Consider the following 23,469-nt stretch of genomic DNA (forward strand, 5'->3'; position numbering starts at 1 on the left):
TTTCAAATCATGCTTTCAAGCGCCGAAACCCTTGATCGCAGAACCTGCGCAGCCGATTACCCTGCTTAGGGCCTACTTCGCACCTACTGAGCGCCTGCGAGCACCGCGCTCAATAACCTCCGCGCTGGACGGGTCCATAATGATCAGATCAGGGATGGTGTGGTCGCCCGGCGGGCGCCTTACTCCAGTCCACTCTCAGGTGATCGCCGAGGCAATAGGGATTGAGGGGCTCGCCAAGATGATGATCTTGCCCGTGATAATGGCTGGAGGCTCCGGCTCCCGCCTTTGGCCACTCTCGCGTCAGCTCTACCCCAAGCAGTTTCTCACCCTCTGCGGGGAGCAGACCATGCTGCAGGAAACCTGCAGCCGACTGATGGCGATTGAGCACCTGCCGCCCCTGCTGGTCTGCGGCGAAGAGCATCGCTTTACCGTGGCAGAGCAGCTGCGCGCCATCCGCCAGAACCACAGCGGCATCCTGCTGGAGCCTGCCGGGCGCAATACCGCCCCCGCGCTGGCTCTGGCGGCACTGCGGGCTCTCGCCGCCGGCGAGGGCGATCCACTATTGCTGGTGCTACCCGCAGACCACCTGATTCGCGATCTCGATGCGTTTCGGCAGGCAATCCAGGCGGCGTGTCAGCCCGCAGACCAGGGCTCTCTGGCCACCTTTGGCATCCACCCCACTGCCCCGGAAACCGGTTACGGCTATATTCGCTGCGCGCCAGGGCGAAGCAATAACAGTCGGGTATTCAAAGTGGAGCAGTTTGAAGAAAAACCCGACCAGCAAACCGCACAGCGATACCTCAAAAGCGGAGACTACTTCTGGAACAGCGGCATTTTCCTGTTTCGGGCCAGCCGCTATATCGAGGAGCTGGGCAACCACCGACCAGAGATTCTGAGCGCCTGCGAGCGGGCCATGGCGGCAGCCACCATTGATGTGGATTTCGTGCGCCCTGACCGCAGCGCATTTCTGCAGAGCCCGAGCGACTCCATCGATTACGCGGTCATGGAACACAGCCGCGATGCCGTCATGACCCCCCTCGACTGCGGCTGGAGCGATGTCGGCTCTTGGTCGGCGCTCTGGGACGCCTCAACCAAGGATGACAGCGGCAATACCACCAATGGCGATATCCTGCTCCACGAATGCCGCGACTGCTATGTGCACAGTGATCACAAGCTCATTGCCGCCATCGGCCTGCATGATCTGGTCATTGTTGAGAGCGATGATGCCATCATGGTGGCGGCAAAGAATCGCGTGCAGGAAGTTAAGAAAGTAGTCGAGCGCCTGAAGGCGGATAACCGCCCAGAGGCCATGGTGCACCGCAAGGTTTATCGCCCCTGGGGTTTTTACGACGCTGTGGACACGGGGCAACGCTTCCAGGTCAAACGTATCATGGTGAACCCCGGGGCACAGTTGAGTCTGCAGATGCATCATCACCGCGCCGAGCACTGGATTGTGGTTTCCGGCACGGCGCGGGTCACCTGTGGCGATGAGCAGCGACTGCTGAGCGAAAACCAGTCCACCTATATACCCTTGGGCGTCAAGCACCGGCTGGAAAACCCCGGCGCCATTCCTCTGGAACTCATTGAGGTGCAGTCGGGCTCCTATCTGGGAGAGGACGACATAGTCCGTTTCGAGGACCACTATTCCCGCGACTGATGAATCACAACCTGATCAGCCAATGGGGTAGCACACAGGTGCAAAAGCAAAAGGTGAATGCACAGAGAACCAGATCGCTGATGGCGTTAACGCCCCTCAGCCAAGAGCATCGATAAATCGTTCGATCGCGGCACGCCACTGCCCACTGCCGTGGGCCAGCTGCCGGGCATTCTCGCCCATGCACTTGCGCCGCTGGGGATCGTCCAGCAAAGCCAGGATCTGCGCGCTCACATCGGCCTGGCTGTTCGCATTGCACAGCAAACCGGTTTCGCCGGCGATCACCGCATCGGCCGCCCCGCCCTCGCGCCCCGCCAGTGCCGGCACGCCGTACCAGTTGGCTTCACGATAGACGATGCCAAAGCCCTCGACCGAGTCCCCTTCGCGCCGAGCGGGCATCAGGAACACATCTGCGCGGGCAAACAGCGCCGCCTTCTCCTCCTCGCTGACCGCGCCGGCAAAGTGCACCCGATCCGCAACACCTTGCTCCGCAGCCAGCGCCTCAAGCCTGCCCCGATCATCGCCCTTACCGGCGACGATATAGAGGGCATCCGGGTGCTGTGCGCACACTTGCGGCAGCGCCCGAATCACCATATCCACCCCCTTGCGCGGCTCCAGCCGCGCCAGCGTCAGCATTACCGGCGCTCGCCCGGCAATCACCTGATCCAGCGCGGCCAGCTGGGCAGGCCCGGCATCCGCTTGTGGTCCAATAGGCGGGTTGATCACGGTCAGACGGGTGTTGCGCCCTAGATAGGGGCGCGCCAGTTCGGCGGTATAGGCGGAATTGGCGATAACGACATCGGCCTCGGCCAGTGCTTTGCGGATGCGCGCACGCTTGACAGCACTGGGGCGGGCGGGAAATTCCATTCCGTGGGCCAACACGGCGAGGGGCACACCCAGCCCGCCGAGCAACTCGGCGCTTTTCCAGGAGTCAGCGAATACCCCTTCGACACCACCCGCGCACACAGCGGCGCGCACAGCGTGGGCCTTGCGACGGCGGCGCCAGGACTTCACGCCGCCGAAAAAGCGCACCAGATAAGGGTGGCCAGTGCGATCTGCGGCACTATCCAGAGTTACATTTTCAGCTTCATTGACACGATCAGCCAGTACCAGCACCTGCCGACCAGTGTCGGCGAGATTGCTGGCGAGACCCTCCATCAGCATCTCGATGCCGCCGCGGCGGGGCGGGAAACACTGAGTAGAAATCAGGATCATGGGTACCTCAAGAAAGCTTTTTCTAACTGCCGGGCCACTAATCTACCGACTGTTTCGAGCGTCGCAGCAGCGCGCGGGCACAGAGCACCTCCTGGGCGAGAGGCTCCCGCAGAGCCACTACGGGACTCGCAACATCTGCGACCCGGTCCGTCAGCAGCCCCTGGTCCACCAATCGCTGCACGGCGGCGCGGACCTTGTTAGACCGCCGGCGACTGGGCAGGGGGATAATTCCAACGCGGGCCTCGCTCTGCAAAGCCTCGAAGATCATCGACACACTGTCACCGGTCACCCAGATCTGCTCCGCCTCACTCAACTGTTCCGCCAGCCAGCCCGGCGGGCAGTCCCGCCAGTGGCAGATCTCAAGCCCCTCCGCAGACAGGCCCGACAGTGTGCCACCAGGGGTGCGCCTGCTGTCGGAAAGAGTCCAATCCAGAGGGGCGGCTAGCAGACGCTGTACACACTGGCGCACAGCATGCGCGTCCCAGCCGAAATGCTTGCTCGGCCCACCCAGCAAAATTAATCCCTTGCGCGGGCGACGGCGCCCCCTTGGCAGGGGCTCGGTCAGGGCACCCTGGCTGAGAATCACGTTCTCCAGCGGTGGCGGCCGGTCGTGCTCAGGAATAATCGCGTAGTCAAACCAGTGTAGGGGGAGGGAGGGCTGCATCACCACAACGCTGCGCCCGCCGTAGAAGCGGCGCGCAAACAGTATCGGAGCGTGACTGCGGTGCCCTGCGCCGACAATGAAATCCGGCTGCGGCAGCGATTGCACCTGCGATTTCAGGCCCCGGCGCAACAGCGTCCAGAGACCGGCCGCGGGGAGATCGTAGCAGTCCAGCTGACAGCCGCAGGCTCGCATACCGCTGAGCAGCGCCGCTGTCTGTTTTTCATGGGCGCGGTTACCGTCGAGAAAGCGCCAGACTGTCAGTCGCAATGGAGGAACCTCGACTCTAGTAATTGGAATTACGCCCGTCGGGCGCGAAGCTCATCCTACCCGATCGACACAGTCTAGAGAACTGATAGCCTGTGGCTACAGAAAGTACTGCTATATAAAAGGTAGTGCTATGACGGTACTGCTATGTAGCACTTCCATGCAGTACTGCGAACTATGAGGGTACGGCTATATAAGCCAACCGATCAGAAGCAGAAGCAGAAGCAGAAGCAGAAGCAGAAAGTAATGGCAGCAGTAAAACCAGCCACGGTGTTCGATTGAGGAGTTACGGTGCCGGGGCATAGCCAGGGGGATAGACAGGACTTTTGGCCAAGAGTTATTGCCGGGGAGGGTTATGACCAGGGGTTATGGCGCTGAGTTATCGCGCCATCACCAAACAGCCTGCTGCCGGTACAGCCAGTCACCGGGCCGGGCATCTGCCACCGATGCGGCCTGAGCACCTGATCGGTTGCGCCTCTTAATCGCCCCCCGACCCCGACCCCGACCCAGCCCCAGACCTCGGCCAGCATTTGGCCCCAGACGCCGCAGACCGCAGGTCTCAGGCCGCAGACAGTGACCGGTCGCATGGACTCGTTTAGCGCAGCGCCGCTATAATCCCGCTCCAGTATTCACGCCAACCGCCCTTAAACCGCCACCCTGCCACACGGCAAACTGCGGCAGCAGAGGCAGGCGGCCCCACCAGATTGCCAGTACCACCCACCCTATGCGTATCATCCACGTCGACAACCACCAGCAGCGCAAGTACGGGCACACCTCCGTCAGCTGGGCGCTCAAACTCTACACCGGGCTGGTGCGCGCCGGGCACAATGTGCTGGCCTTCAGCGATCGAGATGTGGCCGCCTTTGAGGCGCCCTTTCGTATTCGCGAGCTGGTCAGCCGCAAGAAGGTCAACGGACGGCTGCTGCAGAGCGTCGAGGCCTTCGAGCCTGATCTGGTGATCCTCGGCCACTGCGACCTGATCGACAACGAAACTTTTGCCGAGATCCGCCGCCTTCGGCCGCAGACGGTGATCGCCGCCTGCAACAACGACCCGCTGTTCGTGCCGAGGAACTCGGACAATATTGCCAAGCGTTGCGAAATTGCCGACGCCATGTTTGTGTCCACCGGTGTCGAGGACCTGCAACGCTACCAAGGCAAGCGCGCCAAACTCTGGCATATGCCCAACCCGGTGGACCCATCGGTGGAGACTGCGGACTGCAGTGCGCATAGTAAGCTCGAAGTGGACCTGCTGTTCTGCAGCAAAGCCCAGGCTTACACCGAGCGGGGCAAAGTCGTGCAATACCTGAAGGATCACCTGCCGGCGGACCTCAACTTCCGCACACCGGGCATGTATGACCAGCCCACGCTGTGGGGCCGCGACTATGACCATATCCTCGCCAACAGCAAGATGGGGCTGAACCTGAACCGCCAGGAAGGCTACCACTGGTATTCCTCCGCGCGCATGGCCCAGCTGGCCGGTAATGGTCTGCTGGTGTTCACCCACGCCGGTGCGCGCTTCGATGAATTTATGCCGGCAGAAACCCTGGTCTATTTCGACAGCGAGGAGTCCCTGCTGCAGCGGATCTCCGAATTTCACGCAGATGACGACAAGCGACGGGATTGGGCTGGCCGCTGTCGTGCGTTCTTCCACCGGGAAATCAACAACACCCTGTACGCCCAGTACATTGTCGAAACCTCCATGAACCTGCCACACAGCCACGATTATGTCTGGATCAAGTAGTAGCAGTGCCGTTAGTTCCCGCGCCGGACTCTACCGCCAGCCGAACTCCCGCTGGGTATCCGGCCTGATCCAGTTCCTCAGCGCCAGCCTGCTGCTGATACTGATCGGCTTCCACCTACTGCCGGATGTGGGCCGCATCCAGACCATCTTTTACCTGACCCTGCTGCCCAGCACCCTGTTGCTGCTGGTCTGGCGGCAGGACTGGCGCTTCCTGCGCGCCTGGCAGTTCGCCTGCTTTATCAGCGTGCCGCTGGTGTTGACCCTCTCGACCCTGTGGGGGGACAGCGCCACGGCAACTATAAAGCGCGAGGTCAGCTTCTACTTCAAGGTGCTGATTTACTTCCTGCTGTTTTACTGTGCCCTCTACCTGGTCATGGAGCAGCGGGGCGATCAAATGCTGCACCGCTGGCTGCGCTGGCTGATCGCGCTCGGCACAGTTTCCTGCGGGGCATCCCTCATCGTCTACGGCCTCGACGGCGGTTTTGGCAAACTGTATCGCATCGGCGGTATTTCGATGCAGAACAATATCGACAAGACCGCCATGCTCTACGGCTTCCATGTCCTGTTCTGCTGCTACGGCCTGTCTCTGGAACCCCGGCGCTGGCGCTGGCTGTCCTGGACCGGCCTCGGCCTCGGCTGTATCTACATCGTACTCTCCCAGACCAAGATTCCCATCGTGATGGCCGCATCTGCCATCTGCCTGGCGGCGGTGGTGAGCCGCTCCAAAGCGCTGAGAATAGTCGTGGTGCTGGGTGTGGTGGCAGTGCTGCCAGCGACCTATGTGCTCCTATACGGGGACCTGCCTCTCCTGCACCGTGGAGAGGCCTATTCGATCCGGCTGGAGCTGTGGGCCAAGAGCCTGGAGGGCTTCCTGCAATCGCCCTGGATCGGCAGTGGCCTGGTGCACAAGCAGTTTATCGAACTGGACCGCGCACTCCCGCACCCGCACAATTACCTAATAGATGTGGCCCGCTTCGCCGGCCTCGCGGGTATTGCCGCCTGCCTGTGGCAGCTTGCGGCCATCGCCCGTATCGGCCTGCGCCGCGACGCGCTGCTGAGCTGGGTGCCGGGCATCTACCTGCTGTGGTTCGGCTTTGGCGTGCTCGCCATGCTGATTTACGCCCAGCAGCCACTGGTCAAACCCAGTTACATCTGGATCTTCTACTGGATTCCCCTGGCGGTGCTGCTGGTGCACAGCCAGCTGGCCGCAGCCCGGACAGGGTCGCAAACGCAGTCACAGAGAGAGCCAAGCCTCGTGCCGAGCCTTTCGCAAACCGTCAATCACGCAACAAGTGAGTCTCACGGATGAATGTAACCGTATTTGGCACCGGCTATGTGGGTCTGGTGCAAGCAGCTGTGCTGGCGGAGGCCGGCAACAATGTGGCCTGTATCGATATCGATGAAGGCAAGATCGCCCGCCTCAGGCAGGGCCATATCCCCATCTACGAACCCGGCCTCGAGCCGATGGTGAAAGAGAGCGTCGCCAACGGCAATCTCTCTTTTTCCACCGACGCCGCCATCGGGGTCGAGCACGGCGAGCTGATTTTTATTGCCGTCGGCACGCCGCCAGATGAAGATGGTTCCGCGGACCTGCGCCATGTGCTGGCCGTGGCCGATACCATCGCCACCCACATGGCGGAAAAGAAGTACATCATCAACAAGTCCACCGTACCGGTGGGCACCGCCGATAAAGTGCGCGCAACCGTTGAGGCGCGGCTTGCGCAACGCGGTCTAGGCGAGCTGGCCTTCGATGTCATTTCCAACCCGGAATTTCTCAAGGAGGGCTCCGCCGTCGCCGACTGCATGCGCCCGGACCGCATCATTATCGGCACAGCCGAAAAAGCCTCCGAACAGAAAATGCGCCAGCTCTACGCACCGTTCAATCGCAACCACGAAAAAATCCTGGTGATGGACGTTAAGAGCGCGGAGCTGACCAAGTACGCCGCCAATTGCATGCTGGCCACCAAAATCAGCTTTATGAACGAGATGGCCAATATTGCCGACCGGGTAGGTGCCGACATTGAAGCGGTGCGCCGCGGCATCGGTTCCGACCCCCGGGTGGGCTACCAGTTCATCTACGCTGGTATTGGTTATGGCGGTTCCTGTTTTCCCAAGGACGTAAAAGCGCTCATCTCCTCGGCGGAGCAGCTGGGCCTGTCAGCGGAAATTCTCGCCGCGGTGGAATCCCGTAACGAGCAGCAAAAGCATTACATGGCGGAGAAAATCATCGCCCATTTTGACGGTGATGTGCAGGGCAAGGTTTTCGCCCTGTGGGGGCTGGCCTTCAAGCCCAACACCGACGATATGCGCGAAGCGCCCAGCCGCGTGCTGATGGAGCGCTTGTGGGAGAAAGGCGCTCGCATACGCGCCTTCGACCCGGAGGCGATGGAAGAGTGCCAGCGTATTTACGGCGACCGCGACGACCTCGAACTCTGTGGCACCAAGGAGGCGGCCCTCAAGGGTGCCGACGCGCTGATCGTGGCCACCGAGTGGCAGCAGTTCAAGGCACTGAACACAAAAGAAATTAAGGGCTTACTCAGCGCCCCCGTTATTTTCGATGGCCGCAACCAATACGACCCTGGGGAAATAGCCGAGAAAGGTTTCCACTACTACTGCGTTGGAAGGCCCAATATCCAACCGAGCAAAGTCACGGCCGGTCATGAAGCATAAACTAAGGAGACTTAAAAAAAGCATTGCCACTCGCACCCTTAACAGCAGAGGGGTATCAATATTTTTTGATGCTCACAGGCTGCTTCCGGAGTGGCAAGTCAATACAGTCTTTGACGTGGGCGCAAACATCGGACAATCGGCAATTGAGTTTCGTAAAGCGTTTCCTGCGGCGACGATTTATTGCTTCGAGCCTGTACAGAAAACATTTGAAAAGCTCAAGTCCAACACCGGAAATTTAAAGCAAACCAAAAACTTTTTAATTGCGCTTTCAGCCTCCGACGGAGAAGGAAGAATTACCGTTAATGAGCAATCCACGCAAAACAGAATTACATCCGTGATGGATTGCTCAACCACAGAGCAGGTAAAGATAAGAGCCATAGACTCTTTTGCGGCAGAGAACAATATCGACCATATCAATTACTTGAAAGTTGACACTGAAGGAAACGACCTGAATGTGCTCCTAGGCGCAACTAACATGCTGACAAACCAGAGGGTCGACTTGATCGAGGTGGAATGTGGCATGAACAAAAATAATACATACCACAATTATTTCATTGAAATTCTCGACTTCCTTTCACAGAAAGGTTACCGGCTGTTCGGGATATATGAGCAAAAGCATGAATGGAAAGAGAGTAAGCCCTCACTAAGGAGGGCCAACTTAGCGTTCATATCAGACAGGCTGAACAGCTCAACCAAATCAGACAACCTTATTTAGCTTGAATATCCCGCACCAGCACAAATAGCACCCCATCAGCAGCACCTCCTCTCATAAAAGGAGGGCCACCTTCCAGCAGGCTCAAGCAATCTTCGCTTCAGATGACTGCTCCGCCACATCCGTCAGCCAGCCCCGGTGCGCGGCACTGCGCCCCTGCACCACGCTGAAGTACAGCTCCTGCAGGCGCTTGGTGACCGGGCCGCGGCGGCCCGCGCCGATGGTGCGGCCATCCAGCATGCGGATCGGCAGCACTTCGGCGGCCGTGCCGGTAAAGAAGGCCTCGTCGGCGATATAGACCTCGTCGCGGGTAATGCGCTTTTCCACCACCTGGTAACCGCATTCCCGCGCCAGCTCGATAACCGTATTGCGGGTGATGCCATCCAGACAGGAAGTCAGCTCCGGGGTGTAGAGGATACCGTCACTGACGATAAATACGTTCTCGCCACTACCCTCGGCCACATACCCCTCGGGGTCCAGCAGCAGGGCTTCCTCACAGCCGTTGCGGATAGCCTCCTGCAGCGCCAGCATCGAGTTGATGTAGTTGCCGTTGGCCTTGGCCTTGCACATGCTGATATTCACGTGGTGGCGGGTATAGGAAGAGGTGTTCACCTTGATACCCAGCTCACGCGCCTCCGGCGTCATATAGCTGGGCCATTCCCAGGCGGCCACGATCACATGGGTCTGCAGAGAGTCGGCGCGCAGGCCCATCCCCTCGGCGCCATAAAAGGCCATCGGCCGCAGGTAGGCCTCGTTCAGATTGTTCGCACGCACCACCATGCGCTGCGCCTCGTTGAGCGTCTCGGCATCATAGGGCATGGTCATATTCATAATCTTGGCGGAGCGGAACAGGCGGCGGGTGTGATCCTGCAGCCTGAAGATACTGGCGCCGGCATCGGTCTGATAGGCGCGCACCCCCTCGAACACCCCCATACCGTAATGCAGGGTGTGAGTCAGTACGTGAATACGGGCATCCCGCCAGGGAACCAGCTCGCCATCAAACCAGATTACGCCGTCGCGATCAGCAAAAGACATGAGAAACTCCTACAAAAATCCGCAGAACCGGATTCGGGAAAAACAGTTTATGCACAAAGCACAGCGGCGGCGGCGCGCACGCTCAGCCGAACAGCTGTTGCCAGTTTGTAGAAACGGTCTTTCTTTCCGCTTTGAACTGGTCACCGTCTACCACTCCCGGCAGCTGTTGTAATGCCAGGCGATGACCTTCAGATCGGTAGGCTTTGTAGGCGTCGATCAGATGTGCGGCTTGGTGGGCCGACATCAGGCCTGCCTCCTGGAGGCTTTCGAGAATGCGAATGTTATCGGTGTAACGCACGATCGAAGGTGCTTTATGCGCCCAGGCCAGAGCGGCATATTGAACCATAAACTCGATGTCGACAATACCACCCGGCCCCTGCTTGAGGTCGAATGAACCCTTATTGCCCTTATCCAGATGCGCGCGCATCTTATCGCGCATGGCCACCACTTCCTCCCGCAGTTTCTGCTCGTCCCGCTGGGAACAAAGCAAGTCGAGCCGCAGGCGTTCGAAGTCGCCACTGAGGCGCCCGCTGCCGGCCACCGGGCGCGCGCGCACCAGCGCCTGATGCTCCCAGGTCCAGGCACTCTGCCGCTGGTACTTCTCAAACGCACCGAGCGAGGTCACCAGCAGACCGGAATTGCCCGACGGGCGCAGTCGTGTATCCACCTCGTACAGGGGGCCGCTGAGGGTGCGGGTCTGCAGAATATGGATCAGACGCTGGGCCAGGCGGGTATAAAAGCTCAGGTTGTCGATCGGACGCTCGCCACCACCGGTCACGCCCTGGGCATTGGCATCGTGCACGAACACAATGTCCAGATCCGAACCATGGCCGAGTTCCAGCCCGCCCAGCTTGCCGTAGGCGATAATGGCAAAACGCATATCTTCGGCGGAAGCACCCTCCGGCTCACCGTGTTTTTCCGTCACCTGCTGCCAGGCGAGCGCCAGCGCCTGCTGCAGAATGGCCTCCGCCAGCCAGGTGAGGGAGTCGCTGACTTTCATCAGCGGCAGCGCCCCGGTGACCTCCTGGGCGGCAATGCGCAGCGCCTGTCCCTGCTTGAAATGACGCAGGGCCTCCATCTGCGCCTCAAGATCCTCCGGGTCCACCCGCAGCATTTCGCGGCGCAGTTCGTCGGCGATATCCGCTGCGGTGGCAGGGGCGAGCAGGCGGCGGCTGTCGAGCAGTTCGTCCAGCAGGATTGGATGGCGGGCCAGCTGATCGGCAATAAAAGGGCTGGCACTGCACAGGCGCAGCAGCTGGCTCAGCACCGGCGGGTTTTCATTGACCAGCACCAGATAGGCGCTGCGGCGCAGCACCGCGCGCACCAGCGGCAGGACCCGCTGCAGCGCCAGCAGGGGTTCGGCTTCCTGCGCGGCCGCTGCTAACAATAGCGGCATAAACTGATCGAGGCGTTCGCGAGCGGCATTGGGCAGCGAGCGCACCATGGGCGACTCGTGCAGGTCGGCAACCGGTGCCAGCGCCGCTTCAGCGGGTTCAAAACCGGCGCGCTGCAAACTCTGTAGGTTCACCTCCCGGCTGGCCTCGCTGGCGCAGCTGCCCCAGAAGCCCTGCCACTCTTCCGCGACACTCGGCCCGGCAATGTCCTCCGGTGGGGCAATCACCATATCGAACTCCCGCGCCACCAGCTGGCGCGCCGCCGCCAAATCATTCAGCAGGGATGCCCAGCTGTCGCGGCCGAGGGCGTAGGCCAGCGCCTGTCGGCAATGCTCCTCGGCGGGCAGCGTCTGCGTCTGCTGATCGCGCTCCGCCTGCACACCGTGCTCCACACGGCGCAGCAGCACGTAGGCGCGGGCAAGGCCTTCGGCCACCCCGGGCTGCAGGTGTCCATCCCGCTCCAGCAGGGGCAGCAGCTTCAGCAGGCTGCGCTCCCGCAATGCCGGTTCGCGGCCGCCGCGGATCAGCTGGAAAGCCTGGGCGATAAACTCCACCTCGCGGATGCCGCCACGGCCGAGCTTGATATTGTCTTCCAGGCCGCGGGCGCGCACCTGACGCTGGATCAGCCCCTTCATTTCCCGCAGGGCGTCGATGGCGCTGAAATCGATATAGCGACGGTAGGTGAACGGCCGCAGCAGCTCCATCAGCTCGGCGCCCAGCTCGCGGTCGCCGGCCACCGGTCGCGCCTTGACCATCGCGTAGCGCTCCCACTCGCGCCCCTGGGTCTGGTAATAATCCTCCATGGCGGCGAAATGGCTCACCAACGGCCCGCTGTCCCCGTAGGGGCGCAGGCGCATATCGACGCGAAAAACAAACCCATCGGCGGTCACGGCGTCCAGGGACTTGATGATGCGCTGGCCGAGGCGCTGGAAAAATTTCTGGTTTTCCAGTGGTCGCTCGCCATCGGTTTCGCCGGGCTCCGGGTAGGCAAAAATCAGATCGATATCCGAGGAGAGATTCAGCTCCCGCGCCCCCAGCTTGCCCATGCCCAGCACCACCATGGACTGGGCGCGGCCGCGGCTATCCCTTGGCTCGCCGTAGCGCGCGGCCAGGTCGCGGTGATGCCAGTCCAGCGCACTCTGGATGCAGATTTCCGCCAGATCTGAAAGCCGCCGGCACACCCGCGGGATATCCCACTGCCCGGCGAAGTCACGCCAGATCACCTCGGCGGTGACCCGGTTGCGCAACCGCCGCAGGGCCCGGTCCAGCTCTGCCTCCTCATCGACAGTGCGCATCCAGTCAGCGTCGAGGCCCAGGTCTTCGCTGTCCACAAGCGCCGGCAGCAGGTCGGGGTGGCGACAGCATTGCCGCACAAAAAAGTCCGAGCCGACAAAACTGCGCGCCAGCGCCCGCTGCGCTTGCGGCGCGCTCAGGGCCGCGGCGAGCTGTTCGACCCGCTCGGCGCCGGCGGCTTCACACCATTGGCGCCAGCGCTCCTCCAGCGTGGGGCGCAACTCTGCGGGACAGTGGGCGAGTTCCAACATCGGGTGATCCAACCTTAAAAAAATCAAAGACTGCCGAACTGCAATGATGGCATCAGAAGGCGATATCCGGCGGCGGCGCCACGCGCAGTACTTCCGCCACGGTGGTGATACCGGCGGCGACTTTTTTGGCGCCGGAGAGCCGCAGGCTGTTCATACCCTCGCGCATGGCCTGGCGCCGGAGGGCCTGCAGATCGCAGTCGGCACTCAGCAGCGCCTGCACCGGTTCGCTGAACGGCAATATCTCATAGATCCCCTGGCGCCCGCGGTAACCGGTGTTGCGGCATTCCAGGCAGCCCTCGGGGCGAAACACGGTGTCCGGCTTGGGCGCCTTCCAGGGTTTGGTCAGTGCCAGCCAGTCGTCGTCACTGACGCTGTCGGGCTGCTTGCAGGCGGGGCACAGGGTGCGCACCAGGCGCTGAGCCATAACCCCGAGCACCGCCGACTTCAGCAGGTAGTGGGGCAGCCCCAGATCCAGCAGGCGGGTGACCGCAGTGGGGGCATCGTTGGTGTGCAGGGTGGAGATCACCAGGTGGCCGGTCAGGGCCGCCTGCACCGCCATCTGCGCGGTTTCCAGATCGCGGATTTCCCCCACCATGATGATGTCCGGGTCCTGACGCAGCAGTGTGCGGATACCGGCGGCGAAATCCAGGCCAATGCCGTGATGCACCTGGGTCTGGTTGAAACTCTCCTCCACCATCTCAATCGGGTCCTCGATGGTGGAGACATTCACCTCGCTGGTGGCGAGCTGCTTGAGGCCCGTGTACAGGGTGGTGGTCTTACCGGAACCGGTGGGGCCGGTCACCAGCACAATGCCATTGGGGCGGGCGAGCATGGCCTTCCAGCGGGCCAGATCGTCCCCGCCCAGGCCCAGGTCACTGTAGGAGCGCGCCAGCACCTCGGGGTCGAAGATCCGCATCACCAGTTTTTCGCCGAAGGCGGTGGGCAGCGTGGACAGGCGCAGCTCCACTTCGCGGCCGTCGGGGCGCTTGGTCTTGATGCGACCATCCTGGGGCTTGCGCTTCTCCGCCACATTCATGCGCCCGAGAATTTTCAGGCGGCTGGTCACGGCGGCGTTCACCTGATCCGGCAGTTCCTGGATGGTGTGCAACACGCCATCGATGCGGAATCGGATGCGGGCCATTTCCCGGCGCGGCTCGATATGGATATCACTGGCGCGCTGGTCGAAGGCATACTGCAACAGCCAGTCGACGATATTGACGATATGCTGGTCGTTGGCCTCCGGGTCTTTGAGGCTGCCCAGTTCCAGCAGCTGCTCGAAGTTGCCGCTTGAGGAGTTGCCTTTCAGGCTACTGGCGCCGGAGATGGAGCGGGACAGGGAGTAGAACTCCACACTGTAGCGCTGAATATCCGCCGGGTCCGCCACCACCCGCTGCACCGAGCGGCCACTGGTGTGCTCCAGCTGGGCCTCCCAGCCGTGGACAAACGGTTGCGCCGTGGCCACCAGCAGTGAGTCCTTGCTCGCCTGCACGCAGAGAATCTGGTGGCGCTTGGCAAACTGGAAGCTCATCACCTCGGTGACCGCCGCCACATTCACCTTCAGCGGGTCGATGTGGAAGAGCGGCAGGGAGGCGCTCTCCGCCAGCCACTGCGAAAGCGTATCGCTGTCCAGCAGGCGCCCGGGATTCTTGAGGTTGTCCAGCTCGCAGCTGGCGATATAGCTCAGCGGGTGCAGCTGCGCCTGCTCGGCAGTGCGCGGAGTGCCGATCAGCCGGTTGGCGTCTTTGCGGCTGACATATCCCCCAGCCACCAGCTCCTCCAGCACCCCCGCCAGGTCGAGCACTCTCTCCGCCAGTCTGCTAACCGCCATAGGAAACACCCATCTTCTATTCTTTTGCATGTACAGCCCCGCGGGCCTTCCCCATGGGCCTTGCCCGGGGCCGGCCGAGGGGCCATTGTAGCTGCAACCGCGCCACCCGACAGCGATGTCTGTGCACCCGGTTACCGTGTTCACCGCGGTTTAAGGTACCATGCGCGCGTTTTCGACCCCCGAGCCAAGGAGCTGACCATGGCCCTCACGAATATTGCCAACCTGTTTGGCCGCTCGCCGATCAAGCCGATCAAAGAGCACATGGCGACCGCCCATGAGGCCTCCGCCGATCTGGTTCCCTTCTTCGAAGCCCTGATCGCGGGCGATCTGGCCCAGGCCGAGAAAATTCAGCAGCGCATTTCCAGTGCTGAAAACCGCGCTGACGATATCAAGCGCGACCTGCGTCTGCACCTCCCGGACAGCCTGTTTATGCCGGTTTCCCGCTCCGACCTGCTGGAGCTGCTGCACGCCCAGGACAAGGTCGCCAATACCGCCCAGGATATCGCCGGGCTGGCCATCGGCCGCAAGATGGAAATTCCCGCCAAACTGCAGAATCTGATGAGCACCTTTGTGGAGAGCGCCGTGGCCACCTCCGCCCAGGCGCTGCGGGCCATCAACGAGCTGGATGAGCTGCTGGAATCCGGCTTTGCCGGCCGCGAGATGGACATCGCCAAGCGCATGACCGAGGAGCTGGACGACCAGGAGCGCAAATCCGACAAATTCGAAGTTGAAATTCGCGCCGCCCTGTTCGAAATCGAGCAAGACCTGCCGCCGGTCAACGTGATTTTTCTCTACCGCGTCATCGAGTTGATCGGTGAGCTGGCCGACTGCGCCCACGGCGTGGGCAACCGCTTGCAGCTACTTCTGGCGCGATAAGGGAGCAGTACGATGGAAATTATCAGTCAGTACGGGCACATCTTGCTGATTCTCGCCTGTGTATTCGGCTTCTTTATGGCCTGGGGCGTGGGCGCCAACGACGTCGCCAACGCCATGGGCACCTCGGTGGGGTCGCGCGCCCTGACCATCAAGCAGGCGATCCTGATCGCCATGATCTTCGAGTTCGCCGGCGCCTATCTGGCCGGCGGCGAGGTCACCGCCACCATCCGCAAGGGCATCATCGACTCGGAGATTTTCTCCGATCAGCCGGAGCTGCTGGTTTACGGCATGCTCTCGGCCCTGCTGGCAGCGGGAACCTGGCTGTTGATCGCCAGCATCCTCGGCTGGCCGGTCTCCACCACTCACTCCATCGTCGGCGCCATCGTCGGCTTTTCCGCCGTCGGCATCTCCGTCGATGCGGTGGCCTGGGGCAAGGTGGGCAGCATCGTCGCCAGCTGGGTGGTTTCGCCGGTGCTGGCAGGGACCATCTCCTTCCTGCTGTTCCGCAGCGTTCAGCGACTGATCCTCAACACCGAGGATCCTTTTACCAATGCCAAGCGCTATATCCCCTTCTACATGTTTGCCGTGGGCTGGATGATCGCCATGGTCACCCTGACCAAGGGCCTCAAGCATGTGTTCAAGGATGCGAATATCCAGCTGAGCTTTATTCAGGATGCCGGCATCGCCGCCATCGCCGGCCTGCTGGTGATGGCGCTCGGCATCATGATGCTGAAACGCATCAAGCGGGACCCGAGTCGCGAAAAGCTCAACCGCTTCTACAGCGTTGAACGGGTCTTTGCCATCCTGATGGTCTTCACCGCCTGCGCCATGGCTTTCGCCCACGGCTCCAACGATGTGGCCAATGCCGTCGGCCCCCTGGCCGCGGTGGTCAACACCGTGCAGATGGGTACTGTAACCGCCAAGGCGACCATGCCTTCCTGGATTCTGCTGCTCGGGGGCGCCGGTATTGTGGTTGGCCTCGCCACCTACGGCTTCAAGGTCATGGCCACCATCGGCCGCAAGATCACCGAGCTGACCCCGAGCCGCGGCTTTGCCGCCGAACTGGGTGCCGCTGCCACGGTGGTACTGGCTTCCGGCACCGGCCTGCCCATCTCCACCACCCACACTCTGGTGGGTGCTGTGCTGGGGGTTGGCCTGGCGCGGGGCATCGGCGCGCTGAACCTGCGCATGATCACCACCATCGCCGCCTCCTGGGTAGTCACCCTGCCCGCCGGCGCCGGCCTGGCGATCCTGTTTTTCTTCTTCTTCAAAGGCGTGTTCGGCTAACCGCCGCAGCCTTCGATACAGCCAAGCCCAATAAAAAGGGGAGCGACGCGCAGACGTCGCTCCCCTTTTTCATTCTTCACGCTTCATCTTTCAGCATCGACTTTTAACTCAACTCCCGTCACTGCGTATAACAGTCCCATACCCGCTACCAATAGTGGTAATGCAATCGCTCATTCTTGCGCGGGCCGTGAATCTGCCAAATCAGCTCCAGTTCGCTGCCGCGCATCAGCAGCTCTGCGGTATAGGTATCGGCGCCGCACAGGTGGGCTTCGGCGGAACGGAAACCGTGACGGGTCACCGGCTGCAGCTCGAACAGCAACACCGGTTCGTCGCGGCGCAGGTGTTCCAGGCGCAGGGAGCCGGGAAGGCGTGTCCAGCGATAGCAGTTCTGCATCTCCAGCTCACGGCCATCACTGCTGGTAAACTTCGCTTGCTCGCGAAACAATAGACGCGGCAGCCGGTCACCCTGCGGTGCGCCCGCTTCATCCGCTCTTGAGCCCTCCCGCTCCACCGCCACTGTGCCGCGGGCATGGCCGCGCCAGTCGGTGGCGGAGCCGGGGCCGTTGCTGGCGGTAAAACTGAATTCGGCCACTTTTGCCAGGCGTTGCCAGAGGTCCTCTATGGCCGCGGACGCCCCATTGCTTTCAGACAAGTTTCACCCTTTTTCCAGATTCCGTTTATGGCGTTACTGCGTTTATGCCGCTACTGATTTTCGTCACCCTGCTCTGGGCCTTTTCCTTCAGTCTGATCGGTGTCTTTCTGGCCGGCCAGGTGGACAGTTATTTCTCTGTTCTCACCCGCATACTGCTGGCGGGCCTGGTGTTTTTACCGTTTTTTCGCTGGCGCGGCTGTGACCATCGTGCCGCCCTGGCGCTCGCGGCCATCGGTGCCGTGCAACTGGGCCTGATGTATCTCTTCTACTACCAGTCGTTCCTGCTGTTGAGTGTACCCGAGGTGCTGCTGTTCACCATTTTCACCCCGGTGTATATCGCCATCTTCTACGATCTGCTGCAGCGGCAATTCTCCCCCTGGAACCTGGTGGTGGCGGCCCTGGCCGTCGCCGGCGCCGCCGTTATCCGCTGGGATCAGCCCGGCGACAGTTTCTGGAAGGGCTTCCTCGTCGTTCAGGGGGCCAACCTCTGCTTCGCCGCCGGCCAGGTAGCCTACAAACAGTTTATGCAGCGGCGGCCGGGCCTGCAGGCGCACAGCGCTTTCGCCTGGTTCTATCTCGGCGCGGGCCTGGTGGCGACGGTCGCATGGCTGCTGCTTGGCGAGCCGGTATACCCCAGCAGTGCGACACAGTGGCTGGTGCTGCTGTGGCTCGGCCTGGTCGCCTCCGGCGCCGGCTATTACCTGTGGAATCAGGGCGCGACAAAAGTTTCCGCCGGCACGCTGGCCGCCATGAACAACGCCCTGATTCCGGCCGGGCTGCTGGTTAATCTGTTAATCTGGAACCGGGATGCAGACCTCGCCCGGCTCGGCATCGGTGGCGCCATCATCGTCAGCGCGGTACTGGTGAGCGAGTGGCGGCTGCGCCGCGGCGCAGCACGGACAAACTCATCGGCAGGGAGCAGGCATGGCTGACACACTTCCAACCCTCAAGCAGCAGCTGGCGCAACTGGTGGCGAGCCCCAGCGTCAGCGCCACCGACCCCAAACTCGACATGGGCAATCGCGGCGTGGTGGACCTGCTGGCGGCCTGGCTCGAGACCCTCGGCTTCAGCGTCGAGCTGATGCCGCTCCCGGGCCAGCCACACAAAGCCAATATGATCGCCACACTGAGCTCCGGCGGCCCCGCCGACGGCGGCCTTGTGCTTGCCGGGCACACCGACACGGTGCCCTATGACGATGGTCGCTGGCAGTCTGACCCCTTCAAGCTCGATGACCGCGACAACCGTTTTTACGGTCTCGGCAGCACCGACATGAAAGGCTTTTTTCCCATTGCCATCGAGGCGGCGCGGACTTTTGTCGGCAAGCCTCTGCGACAGCCGCTTATTATCCTCGCCACCGCCGACGAGGAAACGTCCATGGACGGCGCCCGCGCGCTCGTTGAGGCCGCCCGCCCAAGAGCGCGCTATGCGGTGATCGGTGAGCCCACCGGCCTCAAGCCCATTCACATGCACAAGGGCATGATGATGGAGTCCATCCGCATTACCGGCAGAGCGGGCCACTCCTCCAACCCCGCTCTGGGCGCAAGCGCGCTGGAAGCCATGCACGATGCAATCTCCACCCTGTTGCGGGTGCGCGCCGAGTGGCAGGCCCAATATCGCAACCCGGGCTTCGCGGTGCCCGTGCCCACCATGAATCTCGGCTGCATCCACGGCGGCGACAACCCCAACCGCATCTGCGGGCATGCCGAGCTGCAATTCGATGTGCGCCCCCTGCCCGGCATGCCCCTCGATGAGCTGCGCGCTGAGCTGGATCGGCGCCTGCACGCTGCGGTTGCGGACGAAAAAATTTCGCTGGAATACGGCCCCATCTTCCGCGGCACCGAGGCCTTCGCCCAGGAGCGCACAGCTGAACTGGTCAGGGTGGCCGAAAAACTTACCGGCCACAGCGCCGAGAGCGTCGCCTTTGCCACCGAGGCGCCCTACTTTAAAAGCATGGGCATGGATACGATCGTGCTCGGGCCGGGGGATATCGATCAGGCCCATCAACCGGATGAATATCTCGGGCAGGACAGAATCCAGCCCATGGTGAAGGTATTGGAAGGTCTGATCGCCCAGTTCTGCCTTTGATGGTGCCGCCATGGCGGGGGTCGGCGGTCGGCGGTCGGCGGTCAGGGTTCGGGGGTCGGCGGCACGCGAGCCGATCGACGGGGATATAAAATTATATTTTTTGAAGTCGCACCCCGGTTACTGCTGTTTTTAATGCGCCGGCATGCAACCCCGTGATTTAACCAGCCAACCTTTTTCACACCGCGCCGGCCAATACGCACTCACCGCAATCAGGATTTGACAGGCATTCCTGTCGCCGGGCACCCTTTGACACCCTGCAATGTTGCCGCGCGCCTTTACAGGCTGCACCGGCTGCTTGAAACTCGCGGTTCATCATGAGGGGTGTCCCCCGTTGCCAAGGCTCACCAGCCGGAATTGCGCTATATTCAACTCCACGACAGAACATGGACAGTGACCGAGTGAGCGACAACAAAGCCCCTCTAAATTGGTTTCGCCACGCCGCGCCCTATATCAATGACCTGCGCAGCCGCACACTGGTCATCGCCATCCCCGGCGATGCGCTGGAACACGGCAATTTTCGCAGCCTGATCCACGATATGGCACTACTGGCGAGCCTCGGCGTGCGCCTGGTGGTTGTGCATGGAGCGCGCCCACAGGTCAGTCGCGCCCTGAGCGAGCGCCAACTCGAGCAGCGCTTTCACGGCCACAACCGGGTCACCGACCGCGAAACCCTGGAGGTGATCAAGGCGGCGGTTGGCAAGCTGCGCTTCGATATCGAGGCGGCCTTTTCCCAGGGTCTGCCGGATTCACCCATGGCGCGCTCCTCCCTCAAGGTAGTCTCCGGCAACTTCATCACCGCGCGTCCCATCGGCGTTCTCGACGGTGTGGATCTCGGCTGGACCGGCACCGTGCGGCGCATGGAGGTGAACACCATCCGCCACGCCCTCGAGCAGGGCGCGCTGGTACTGCTATCGCCACTGGGCACCTCGCTGACCGGCGAGCTGTTCAACCTGAACTATCTCGACCTCGCCGCCGCCGCCGCGCGCACGCTCGGCGCCGAGAAACTGGTGATTTTCCGCGAGCCCCCGCGCCTTGTCGTGGATGGCCTGCCGGTGCAGGAGTTGAGCCTGGTGCAGGCGGAGCAGGCCGCCAGCACAACCGATAGCGACTCCCTGCGCTGCGCGATTCTGGCCTGCAACGCCGGCACCCCCCGCACCCACCTGCTGAGTTATGCCCAGGACGGCGCACTGGTGCAGGAACTGTTCAGCCGCGAGGGCACCGGCACCATGGTTTACCGCGACAGCTATGAAGTGGTGCGGCGGGCACGCATCACCGACGTGGGCGGCATTCTCGGTCTGATACGGCCGCTGGAAATCCAGGGCATTCTGGTGCGCCGCTCACGGGAGAAGCTCGAGGCGGAAATCGAACACTTCACTCTGATTGAGGTGGATGGCACCCCGGTGGCCTGTGCCGCGCTCTACCCCATCAGCGATCAGGATGGCGCCACCGTGGCCGCCGAGATCGCCTGCGTGGCCATCCACCCGGATTTCCGCGGTGGCGGCCGCGGGGCCAAGCTGCTGCATCACATCGAGCGGCAGGCCTCGGTACTGGGTATCCCCGAACTCTATGTGCTGACCACACAGGCCGAGCACTGGTTTATCGAGCAGGGGTTCGAGCAGGTGGCGGTCAGCGACCTGCCCGCCGCGCGCCAGTCCCTTTACAACATCCAGCGCAACTCGCGGGTTTTGCGCAAGGTGCTGTAACAGCGCAAACCGTCTGCTGCGAGTCCCATCCGGCAAAAGGCCGATCCTAAACCCGCCGCGAAACCCCGCCCTGAGCGCGAAACCATCACGGCTGTGGCGCTTTTTTGTTAAGCTGTGCCCCCTGTTTTAGTTAGCCAGCCGGATCAACTGTTATGCCTGCTTATCGCTCCCGCACCTCCACCGCCGGTCGCAACATGGCCGGTGCCCGCGCCCTGTGGCGGGCCACCGGGATGAATGACGACGACTTCCAGAAACCCATCATCGCCGTCGCCAACTCTTTCACCCAGTTCGTGCCCGGGCATGTGCACCTGAAAGACATGGGCCAGCTGGTGGCACGCGAGATCGAACGGGCCGGCGGCGTGGCCAAAGAGTTCAATACCATCGCCGTGGACGACGGTATCGCCATGGGCCATGACGGCATGCTCTACAGCCTGCCCAGCCGCGAGATCATCGCCGACTCCGTGGAGTACATGGTCAATGCCCACTGCGCCGACGCTCTGGTGTGCATCTCCAACTGTGACAAGATCACCCCCGGAATGCTGATGGCGGCGATGCGCCTCAATATTCCGGTCATCTTCGTTTCCGGCGGCCCCATGGAAGCCGGCAAAACCAAACTCTCCGAGCACAAGCTGGATCTGGTGGATGCCATGGTGATCGCCGCCACCGATTCCGCCAGCGACGAACAGGTGGCCGAGTACGAGCGCTCTGCCTGCCCTACCTGCGGTTCCTGCTCCGGCATGTTCACGGCCAATTCCATGAACTGCCTCACCGAAGCGCTGGGCCTGTCACTCCCCGGCAACGGTACCATGCTCGCCACCCACGCCGATCGCGAACAGCTTTTCCTGCGCGCCGGCCGCGAAATCGTGGCTCTCGCCAAGCGCTATTACGAGCAGGATGACCTGTCCGCGCTGCCGCGCAGCATTGCCAACCGCGCCGCGTTTGAAAACGCCATCGCGCTGGATATCGCCATGGGCGGCTCCACCAATACCATCCTGCACCTGCTGGCCGCGGCACAGGAGGGCGAGGTCGACTTCGACCTCTCCGACATCGACCGCATGTCCCGCAAGATCCCGCAGCTGTGCAAGGTGGCCCCCAACACGCAGAAATACCATATCGAAGACGTGCACCGCGCCGGCGGCGTGATGGCGATCCTCGGTGAACTGGAGGCCGGCGGCCTGATCGATGCGTCCCTGCCCACGGTGCACAGCGAAAGCCTGCTGAGCGCCCTTAAGCAATGGGATATCCGCCGCACCGACGATCCGGCGGTACACAAATTCTATAAAGCCGGCCCCGCCGGTATTCGCACCCAGACCGCTTTCAGTCAGGAGTGCCGCTGGCCGACGCTGGACGGCGACCGCACTCACGGCTGTATCCGCTCCGTTGAGCAGGCCTATTCCAGCGAGGGCGGCCTGGCGGTGCTGTTCGGCAATCTGGCCCCTGGCGGCTGCGTGGTCAAAACCTCCGGCGTGGATGAATCCCTGTGGCGATTCGAGGGCCCCGCTCATATCGTCGAAAGTCAGGAAACCGCTGTGCAGCATATCCTCGATGGTGAGGTAAAAGAGGGGGAAGCGGTGATAGTTCGCTATGAGGGACCCAAGGGTGGCCCCGGCATGCAGGAGATGCTCTACCCCACCAGTTACTTGAAATCCAAGGGCCTGGGCAAGTCCTGTGCACTCATTACCGATGGCCGCTTCTCTGGCGGTACTTCGGGTCTCTCCATTGGTCATGTCTCACCGGAAGCGGCCTCCGGCGGTAATATCGCCCTGATCCAGAATGGCGACACCATTCGCATCGATATCCCCGAGCGCAAAATCGAGGTTCTGCTCAGCGAAGAGGAACTGCAACAGCGCCGCCAGGCCATGGAGCAGAAAGGCAGGCAGGCGTGGAAACCCGTGGAGCAGCGCCCACGCAAAGTCAGCACCGCGCTGAAAGCCTACGCGATGCTGGCAACCAGCGCTGATCGCGGGGCCGTGCGTGAAATAGACGGATAATCGCAGTCTGGACGACGCCCCTTGGGGCTCGTCCATCTCCCCCCCTGGCCAGCGTGATTATTTGCCTGGAGCCGTTAACCTGCACCTCGCTGTCACCACAACACTGCTGACACTACCGTCTTGAACTGGAGCAAGCGGAAACAGTGACGGCACT

General features: G+C 61.9%; 17 protein-coding genes. 11 read left to right on the forward strand and 6 right to left on the reverse strand.

The genetic code is table 11. The features are described from left to right. The first annotated feature begins 241 nt into the window (after positions 1–241). Complete coding sequence (locus ABEA58_RS08610) at positions 242–1,657, forward strand: mannose-1-phosphate guanylyltransferase/mannose-6-phosphate isomerase (RefSeq protein ID WP_425563524.1); 1,416 nt, start codon at positions 242–244, stop codon at positions 1,655–1,657. Between the two features lie 96 nt (positions 1,658–1,753). Here the strand turns inward: ABEA58_RS08610 and ABEA58_RS08615 are convergent, their stop codons facing one another. Next, the gene (locus tag ABEA58_RS08615; RefSeq protein ID WP_345550634.1) at positions 1,754–2,869 is read right to left on the reverse strand and encodes a glycosyltransferase family 4 protein; all 1,116 of its coding nucleotides are present in this window, start codon (positions 2,867–2,869) and stop codon (positions 1,754–1,756) included. A 37-nt stretch (positions 2,870–2,906) separates the two neighbouring features. After that, positions 2,907–3,800, reverse strand: coding sequence for an ELM1/GtrOC1 family putative glycosyltransferase (locus ABEA58_RS08620; protein ID WP_345550636.1), 894 nt, complete (start codon positions 3,798–3,800; stop codon positions 2,907–2,909). Between the two features lie 721 nt (positions 3,801–4,521). On the opposite strand from ABEA58_RS08620, the gene ABEA58_RS08625 reads away from it, so the two are divergent. Genes ABEA58_RS08625 through ABEA58_RS08640 form a run of 4 tightly spaced genes read left to right on the forward strand, consistent with a single transcriptional unit; the run spans position 4,522 to position 8,923 of the window. Continuing rightward, positions 4,522–5,538, forward strand: coding sequence for a glycosyltransferase family protein (locus tag ABEA58_RS08625; protein WP_345550638.1), 1,017 nt, complete (start codon positions 4,522–4,524; stop codon positions 5,536–5,538). Continuing rightward, complete coding sequence (locus tag ABEA58_RS08630) at positions 5,522–6,847, forward strand: O-antigen ligase family protein (protein WP_345550640.1); 1,326 nt, start codon at positions 5,522–5,524, stop codon at positions 6,845–6,847. Before ABEA58_RS08625 ends, ABEA58_RS08630 begins: the two co-directional genes overlap by 17 nt. Beyond that, positions 6,844–8,208, forward strand: a complete 1,365-nt coding sequence (locus tag ABEA58_RS08635; protein WP_345550641.1) for a UDP-glucose dehydrogenase family protein — start codon at positions 6,844–6,846, stop codon at positions 8,206–8,208. Before ABEA58_RS08630 ends, ABEA58_RS08635 begins: the two co-directional genes overlap by 4 nt. Further along, a complete protein-coding gene (locus ABEA58_RS08640) occupies positions 8,198–8,923 on the forward strand; it encodes an FkbM family methyltransferase (RefSeq protein ID WP_345550642.1) in 726 nt (241 codons plus the stop codon). The genes ABEA58_RS08635 and ABEA58_RS08640 overlap by 11 nt, the downstream gene beginning before the upstream one ends. 81 nt (positions 8,924–9,004) lie before the next feature. On the opposite strand, the gene ABEA58_RS08645 is transcribed toward ABEA58_RS08640, so the two are convergent. The 3 genes from ABEA58_RS08645 to tfpB all read right to left on the reverse strand — a co-directional run bounded on the left by ABEA58_RS08645 (position 9,005) and on the right by tfpB (position 14,721). After that, positions 9,005–9,955 carry a branched-chain amino acid transaminase gene (locus ABEA58_RS08645; RefSeq protein ID WP_345550643.1) on the reverse strand — a complete coding sequence of 317 codons (951 nt, stop codon included), beginning with the start codon at positions 9,953–9,955 and terminating at the stop codon, positions 9,005–9,007. 82 nt (positions 9,956–10,037) lie between these two features. Beyond that, positions 10,038–12,893: a bifunctional [glutamate--ammonia ligase]-adenylyl-L-tyrosine phosphorylase/[glutamate--ammonia-ligase] adenylyltransferase gene (gene glnE / locus ABEA58_RS08650; RefSeq protein ID WP_345550645.1), complete on the reverse strand. Its 2,856-nt coding sequence runs from the start codon at positions 12,891–12,893 to the stop codon at positions 10,038–10,040. Between the two features lie 52 nt (positions 12,894–12,945). Further along, positions 12,946–14,721, reverse strand: a complete 1,776-nt coding sequence (tfpB, locus tag ABEA58_RS08655; protein ID WP_345550647.1) for a type IV pilus assembly ATPase TfpB — start codon at positions 14,719–14,721, stop codon at positions 12,946–12,948. Positions 14,722–14,919: 198 nt separating this feature from the next. On the opposite strand from tfpB, the gene ABEA58_RS08660 reads away from it, so the two are divergent. Further along, positions 14,920–15,597: a TIGR00153 family protein gene (locus ABEA58_RS08660; protein ID WP_345550648.1), complete on the forward strand. Its 678-nt coding sequence runs from the start codon at positions 14,920–14,922 to the stop codon at positions 15,595–15,597. Between the two features lie 12 nt (positions 15,598–15,609). Next, complete coding sequence (locus ABEA58_RS08665; protein WP_345550649.1) at positions 15,610–16,884, forward strand: inorganic phosphate transporter; 1,275 nt, start codon at positions 15,610–15,612, stop codon at positions 16,882–16,884. Between the two features lie 145 nt (positions 16,885–17,029). On the opposite strand, the gene ABEA58_RS08670 is transcribed toward ABEA58_RS08665, so the two are convergent. Then, positions 17,030–17,536, reverse strand: coding sequence for a DUF6314 family protein (locus ABEA58_RS08670; RefSeq protein ID WP_345550651.1), 507 nt, complete (start codon positions 17,534–17,536; stop codon positions 17,030–17,032). Positions 17,537–17,580: 44 nt separating this feature from the next. Here ABEA58_RS08670 and ABEA58_RS08675 point away from each other — a divergent pair, with 44 nt between their 5' ends. The 4 genes from ABEA58_RS08675 to ilvD all read left to right on the forward strand — a co-directional run bounded on the left by ABEA58_RS08675 (position 17,581) and on the right by ilvD (position 23,315). Beyond that, the gene (locus tag ABEA58_RS08675) at positions 17,581–18,468 is read left to right on the forward strand and encodes a carboxylate/amino acid/amine transporter (RefSeq protein WP_345550653.1); all 888 of its coding nucleotides are present in this window, start codon (positions 17,581–17,583) and stop codon (positions 18,466–18,468) included. Continuing rightward, positions 18,461–19,621 carry an acetylornithine deacetylase gene (gene argE / locus ABEA58_RS08680; protein WP_345550655.1) on the forward strand — a complete coding sequence of 387 codons (1,161 nt, stop codon included), beginning with the start codon at positions 18,461–18,463 and terminating at the stop codon, positions 19,619–19,621. Before ABEA58_RS08675 ends, argE begins: the two co-directional genes overlap by 8 nt. Before the next feature lie 383 nt (positions 19,622–20,004). After that, positions 20,005–21,324 (forward strand): amino-acid N-acetyltransferase, encoded by a 1,320-nt coding sequence (gene argA, locus ABEA58_RS08685; RefSeq protein ID WP_345550657.1) that lies wholly within the window; start codon positions 20,005–20,007, stop codon positions 21,322–21,324. A 152-nt stretch (positions 21,325–21,476) separates the two neighbouring features. Continuing rightward, positions 21,477–23,315, forward strand: a complete 1,839-nt coding sequence (gene ilvD, locus ABEA58_RS08690) for a dihydroxy-acid dehydratase (RefSeq protein ID WP_345550659.1) — start codon at positions 21,477–21,479, stop codon at positions 23,313–23,315. Positions 23,316–23,469 lie beyond the last annotated feature (154 nt).

The sequence above is a fragment of the Microbulbifer aestuariivivens genome (genome assembly GCF_039545115.1).
GTDB lineage: Bacteria > Pseudomonadota > Gammaproteobacteria > Pseudomonadales > Cellvibrionaceae > Microbulbifer > Microbulbifer aestuariivivens.

Bases quoted from the DNA above. Each gene is read 5' to 3' on its own strand.
- ABEA58_RS08610 (WP_425563524.1), top strand. From the start codon at position 242: ATGATCTTGCCCGTGATAATGGCTGGAGGCTCCGGCTCCCGCCTTTGG.
- ABEA58_RS08615 (WP_345550634.1), bottom strand. From the start codon at position 2,869: ATGATCCTGATTTCTACTCAGTGTTTCCCGCCCCGCCGCGGCGGCATC.
- ABEA58_RS08625 (WP_345550638.1), top strand. From the start codon at position 4,522: ATGCGTATCATCCACGTCGACAACCACCAGCAGCGCAAGTACGGGCAC.
- ABEA58_RS08630 (WP_345550640.1), top strand. From the start codon at position 5,522: ATGTCTGGATCAAGTAGTAGCAGTGCCGTTAGTTCCCGCGCCGGACTC.
- ABEA58_RS08635 (WP_345550641.1), top strand. From the start codon at position 6,844: ATGAATGTAACCGTATTTGGCACCGGCTATGTGGGTCTGGTGCAAGCA.
- ABEA58_RS08640 (WP_345550642.1), top strand. From the start codon at position 8,198: ATGAAGCATAAACTAAGGAGACTTAAAAAAAGCATTGCCACTCGCACC.
- ABEA58_RS08645 (WP_345550643.1), bottom strand. From the start codon at position 9,955: ATGTCTTTTGCTGATCGCGACGGCGTAATCTGGTTTGATGGCGAGCTG.
- glnE (WP_345550645.1), bottom strand. From the start codon at position 12,893: ATGTTGGAACTCGCCCACTGTCCCGCAGAGTTGCGCCCCACGCTGGAG.
- tfpB (WP_345550647.1), bottom strand. From the start codon at position 14,721: ATGGCGGTTAGCAGACTGGCGGAGAGAGTGCTCGACCTGGCGGGGGTG.
- ABEA58_RS08660 (WP_345550648.1), top strand. From the start codon at position 14,920: ATGGCCCTCACGAATATTGCCAACCTGTTTGGCCGCTCGCCGATCAAG.
- ABEA58_RS08665 (WP_345550649.1), top strand. From the start codon at position 15,610: ATGGAAATTATCAGTCAGTACGGGCACATCTTGCTGATTCTCGCCTGT.
- ABEA58_RS08675 (WP_345550653.1), top strand. From the start codon at position 17,581: ATGCCGCTACTGATTTTCGTCACCCTGCTCTGGGCCTTTTCCTTCAGT.
- argE (WP_345550655.1), top strand. From the start codon at position 18,461: ATGGCTGACACACTTCCAACCCTCAAGCAGCAGCTGGCGCAACTGGTG.
- argA (WP_345550657.1), top strand. From the start codon at position 20,005: ATGGACAGTGACCGAGTGAGCGACAACAAAGCCCCTCTAAATTGGTTT.
- ilvD (WP_345550659.1), top strand. From the start codon at position 21,477: ATGCCTGCTTATCGCTCCCGCACCTCCACCGCCGGTCGCAACATGGCC.